This window comes from Micromonospora sp. ATA51 (assembly GCF_016802855.1).
In the GTDB taxonomy this organism is placed as follows: domain Bacteria; phylum Actinomycetota; class Actinomycetes; order Mycobacteriales; family Micromonosporaceae; genus Micromonospora; species Micromonospora sicca.
The window spans coordinates 1-4431 of sequence record NZ_JAEVHJ010000436.1 but is presented as its reverse complement, the minus strand read 5'-3'; the positions used below and the strand labels follow the sequence as shown (position 1 = coordinate 4431).

Below are 4431 nucleotides of genomic sequence, written 5' to 3'. Positions count from 1 at the left end.
TGAGCTGCCGCAGCTCGGCGACGTTGGGGGTGGCCAGCCGGGCCCCGGCCACGGCGGCCGGGCCGCGTGGGTGCGGATCCCAGACGACCGTGGCGGACGCCTCGGCCAGCGCCGCCCGCAGCGTCGGCTGCCGGACCAGCCCGCGCCCGTAGTCGCTGACCAGGATGGCCCGGGCGCGGGTGAGCACGTCCAGCGCGGCCGGGGGTGGCTCGCCCGGCGGTTGCGGGTCGCCGCCCCGGTCCAGCCGCAGCAGGGTCTGCCCGCCGGCCCGCAACCGGATCTTCTCGGTGGTCGCCCCGGGCAGGTGCATCGGGTAGACCTCGATCCCGGCCTCGGCGAGCAGGTCGGCCAGCCGCGCCCCGCCGGCGTCGTCGGCGAGCGCGGTGACCAGCGCGACCTCGGTGTCCTGGGCGGCCGCGAGCAGCGCGGCCAGGCCGGCGCCGCCGGGCCGGTCGGTGGTGACGCGCTCGTCCAGCACCGGTACGGGCGCGTCCGGGCAGACCCGGTTGACCGCTCCCGCGACGTCCCGGTCCAGCAGCGCATCGCCGACCACCACCAGCGGGCCGCTCACGACTCCGCCCACCCGGTGCCGGTGGACCCGTGCCCGTTGCGGCCGTGGCCGTCCAGCTCGGGTCCGTTCGGTCCGGGTCCGTTCGGTCCGGGTCCGTTCGGTCCGAGGCCGTGGGACGGGTGGCCGTTCGCGCCGGGGGCGTCCGGGCCCTGTCCGTTGCTTCCGTGGCCGTTGAGCCCGTGCGTCGGCAGGCCGGGGGCGACCCCGGTCAGGATGCGGCCGTCCCGCCCGTTCCGGTCCGCGCCGTCCCGCCCGCCGCGCTCCGCGCCGTCCCGCCCGTTCCGGTCCGCGCCGTCTCGCCCGCGCCACGGGGCGAAGGTCGCCGTCCGGGGCGCCGCGTGGACATCGTCGGGAGCTGGCGGACCAGCGGCAGGGCCTGGTCGACGTACTCGCAGAGCAGGTGGGTGGAGACCAGGTGCAGCTCCTGCACCACCTGGCTGTCCGGCGAGGGCACCGCCAGCACGTCGTGGCACAGCTCGGCGAGGGGGTTGGGGGTGGGGCCGGTGAAGGCCCAGCAGCGCAGGCCGGTGTCGCGTGCGGTGTGGGCGGCGGTGAGGAGGTTGGTGCTGGTGCCGCTGGTGGACATGAGCAGGAGGATGTCGTCGGGTCGGCCGTGGGCGCGGACCTGGCGGGCGAAGACCTCGTGGTAGCCGTAGTCGTTGCCGATGGCGGTGAGGGCGCTGGTCTCGGCGTGCAGGGCGATGGCGGAGAGGGGTTCGCGGTCGTCGCGGAGTTTGCCGACGAGTTCGGCGGTAAGGTGTTGGGCCTCGGCGGCGCTGCCCCCGTTGCCCGCCACCAGCAGCCGCCCGCCCCGGGCCAGCGTCCAGGCCAGCTCGGTGCCCCAGTCGGCCAGCCGCTCGGCCTGCCGGCGGTACGGCAGCAGCGTTGCGGCGAGCCCGGACAGGTGCGCGTCGAGGGTGGAGAGCTGGGTCATCAGGCCACCGCCCGGGCGGGACGGGCGACCGTGGCCACCGCGGCGTAGACCGCGCCGAGCTGCTCGGCGCAGCGCTTCCACGAGTACCGGCTGCGGATCCGGTCCAGCGCCGCCGTGGCGTACGCGAAGCGGCGGACCTTGTCGGCCAGCAGCCGGCGGACTGCGGCCCCCAGGGCGCGGGGGTCGCGCGGCGGGACCAGGTCGCCGGTGAGCCCGTCGACGACGGTGTCGGCGATGCCGCCCACGTCGGTGCCGATCACCGGCACCCCGCAGGCCATGCCCTCCAGCGGGGTGAGCCCGAACGGCTCGTACCAGGGGGCGGCGACCAGCACGTCGGCCGAGCGGTACCAGGAGGCCATCTCCTCGCGGGGCACGCCGCCGACCAGCTCGACCCGGTCGGCGACGCCGCAGGACTCGGAGAGGGCGGACAGCCGGCGGGCGAAGGAGTCGGCGGGGAGCAGCTCGGCCGGTGGCCCGCCGACCACCACGCACTCGGCGTCCGGCACGGCCGGCAGCGCCCGGACCACATCGAGGAAGCCCTTGCGTTCCACCATCCGGCCGACGGTGAGGATCCGCGGCCGGGCCGGGTCGTGCGGGGCGACCGGGCCGTCCGGGCGGAACACGTCCTGGTTGACGCCGGAGGGCACCAGCGCCATCCGGGACCGGGGCACCCCCATCCGGACCAGCTCGGCGACCTCGTCCGCGCACTGTACGACGACCCGGTCGACGGCCCGGCCCAGCGCGCGTTCGTAGCCGACCCGCCCTGGTGGACTGGTGTCCCGGCCGCCCTGGTGCCGTCGTTTCACCGTGCCGAGCGCGTGGTACGTCAGCACGGTCGGCACCCCGGTACGCCGGCCGGCGTGCACGGTGGCCAGGCCGCTCATCCAGAAGTGCGCGTGCGCGACGTCGGGCGTCCAGTCCCCGTGCCGCCACCGGTCTTCGAGCCAGCCGCCGAACTCCCCCATGTACGGCAGCAGCTCGTCCTTGGGCACCCGCCGCGCCGGCCCGGCCGGCACGTGGCAGACCTGGTAACCGCCCGGTGTGGACACCGACTCGGGCAGCGTGGTGGAGTCCCGGCGGGTGTAGACGCGGACGTCGTGCCCCTCGCCGACCAGCGCGGCCGCGAGTTCCGCCACGTGGGTGTTCTGACCGCCGGCGTCCTCCTCGCCGAGGACGGCGAGCGGGCTGGCGTGCTCCGAGATCATCGCGATGCGCATGTTTCCTCCTCCATCAGCCGGTCCCAGTCAGTGAGAAACCGGTCGAGCCCGAAGCGGTTCTGCGTCACCTCGCGCGCCCGCGCCCCCAGCCGGTACGCCGCGTCGCGGTCCTCGGCGAGCCAGCGGGCCGCCTCCACCAGCGTGTCGACCCGGGTGGACAGCACCGCCGCGTCGGGCGGTACGGCGTCCACCGCCTCGGTGGTGGCGAGCGCGACCACCGGCATGCCGATCGTCATGGCCTCGATGAGGCTCAGCCCCAGCGAGGTCCACCGGCACAGGTGCAGGTACGCCCGCCGGCGGGCGACCGCCGCGTGCATCCGGTCCTGCGGCAGGTCCTCGTGCCCGGTGACCGGGTGGGCGAGGGCGGCGCCGGCCGCGGTGAGCGCCTCCGGCAGTCCGGCCACCCCCATGCCGAACACGTCCAGCGGGGCGACTGCCGCGAACCGGGGCATCAGGTCGGTGCCGGTGACCCGCCAGCGGCGGACCGGCTCGTTGGTGACCACCGCGAGCCGGTCGAGGTCGCCGGTCCACTCCACCCGGGGCGGGACGATGCCGTGCTCGATCACCGCCGTGCGGGTGCCGCCGTTGTCCCAGAACAGTTCGTTGAAGTGGGTCACGTGGGTGAGCAGCAGGTCGTCCCGGTCGGCCATCGGGTGGCGGGTGTTGGGCACGTCGCCCTTGGGGGTGTTGTGCTCGACGTAGATCGCCGGTAGGTCCCGCCCCGGCCGGCGGCCCAGCCACTGCTCGGTCAGCTCCAGCTCCTGCGGCCGTTGCAGGATCACCACGTCCACGTCCGCCCGGCCCAGCTCCTGCGGGGTCACCTCCACCGCGCTGTCGGGCCACGGATAGGTTCGCGCCCGGCCCAGGCCGTACGGGCCCCGGTCGGGGGTGACCGGCACCAGGTACCGGTGTTTCCCGTGCACGAAGGACGTGGTCCAGGAGCCGTGCACGTGCCAGAGCAGGACGTTCATGCCTCTCCTCGCGATCGGGCTGGTCGGGGGCCGGGACGGACAGGGGCTCAGGTGGGCGCGGGCGGTGCGAGGAGGCGGACGGCCGCGGCCACCTCGCCGGGTCGACGCCGGTCAGGCAGGGGTGCCCGGCGACCGGGCAGACCGCCGCCCGGGTGTCCCGGTAGGCGGCCCCGGCGTCGCCGAGCCGGACGGTGGGCACCCGGTAGGGGCCCCACTGTCCAAAGGGGACGGTTGGGGCGAAGAGGCTGACCACCGGGGTGCCGACGGCCGCCGCCAGGTGCGCCGGGCCGGTGTTGCCGACCACCAGGCAGCGGGCCCCGGTGAGGATCCGGGCGAGCCCGGCCAGGTCGGTCGCGCCGCCGAGGTCGATGCCGCCGCGGGCCGCGACCCGGGCGGTGAGCTCCCGCTCGTCGGGTCCACCGGTGACGACCACCCGGTGCCCGTCGGCAACGAGGGCGGCGATGATGTCGCTGCAGCGGTCGGCCGGGCAGGCCCGGGCCGGCACGGACGAGCCGGGATGGACCACGACGTAGTCGCGCGACGCCGGTTCCGCCGCTGGGTCGGCGGCCGTGAGCGCACCCGCCCGACCGGTACCGGCGGCGGCCGTCGCGACGCCGGAGCCGGCGCTGCCGGTGACCCCCGTGCGGCGCCGACTACAGCGCGGAGGCCGTCGAGTCGGTCAACGCCCTCGTCGTGATCGTCATCGGGCACCGCCAAGCCGGCGACGCGGCGTGCGGG

Annotated in this window: 3 protein-coding genes and 2 pseudogenes; all 5 read right to left on the bottom strand. The window is 76.2% G+C overall.

From position 1 onward, the window contains the following. Positions 1–571 (bottom strand): annotated as a pseudogene (locus tag JNW87_RS35300) (D-beta-D-heptose 1-phosphate adenosyltransferase); the annotation flags it as partial. Positions 572–779: 208 nt separating this feature from the next. Then, positions 780–1505, bottom strand: coding sequence for an SIS domain-containing protein (locus tag JNW87_RS35295; RefSeq protein WP_309234142.1), 726 nt, complete (start codon positions 1503–1505; stop codon positions 780–782). Next, positions 1505–2722 carry a glycosyltransferase gene (locus JNW87_RS35290; RefSeq protein ID WP_238455186.1) on the bottom strand — a complete coding sequence of 406 codons (1218 nt, stop codon included), beginning with the start codon at positions 2720–2722 and terminating at the stop codon, positions 1505–1507. Before JNW87_RS35290 ends, JNW87_RS35295 begins: the two co-directional genes overlap by 1 nt. Then, positions 2707–3693 (bottom strand): glycosyltransferase, encoded by a 987-nt coding sequence (locus JNW87_RS35285; RefSeq protein ID WP_109805537.1) that lies wholly within the window; start codon positions 3691–3693, stop codon positions 2707–2709. Before JNW87_RS35285 ends, JNW87_RS35290 begins: the two co-directional genes overlap by 16 nt. Before the next feature lie 47 nt (positions 3694–3740). Beyond that, a pseudogene (locus JNW87_RS41070) lies at positions 3741–4284 on the bottom strand (glycosyltransferase family 9 protein); the annotation flags it as partial. Positions 4285–4431 lie beyond the last annotated feature (147 nt).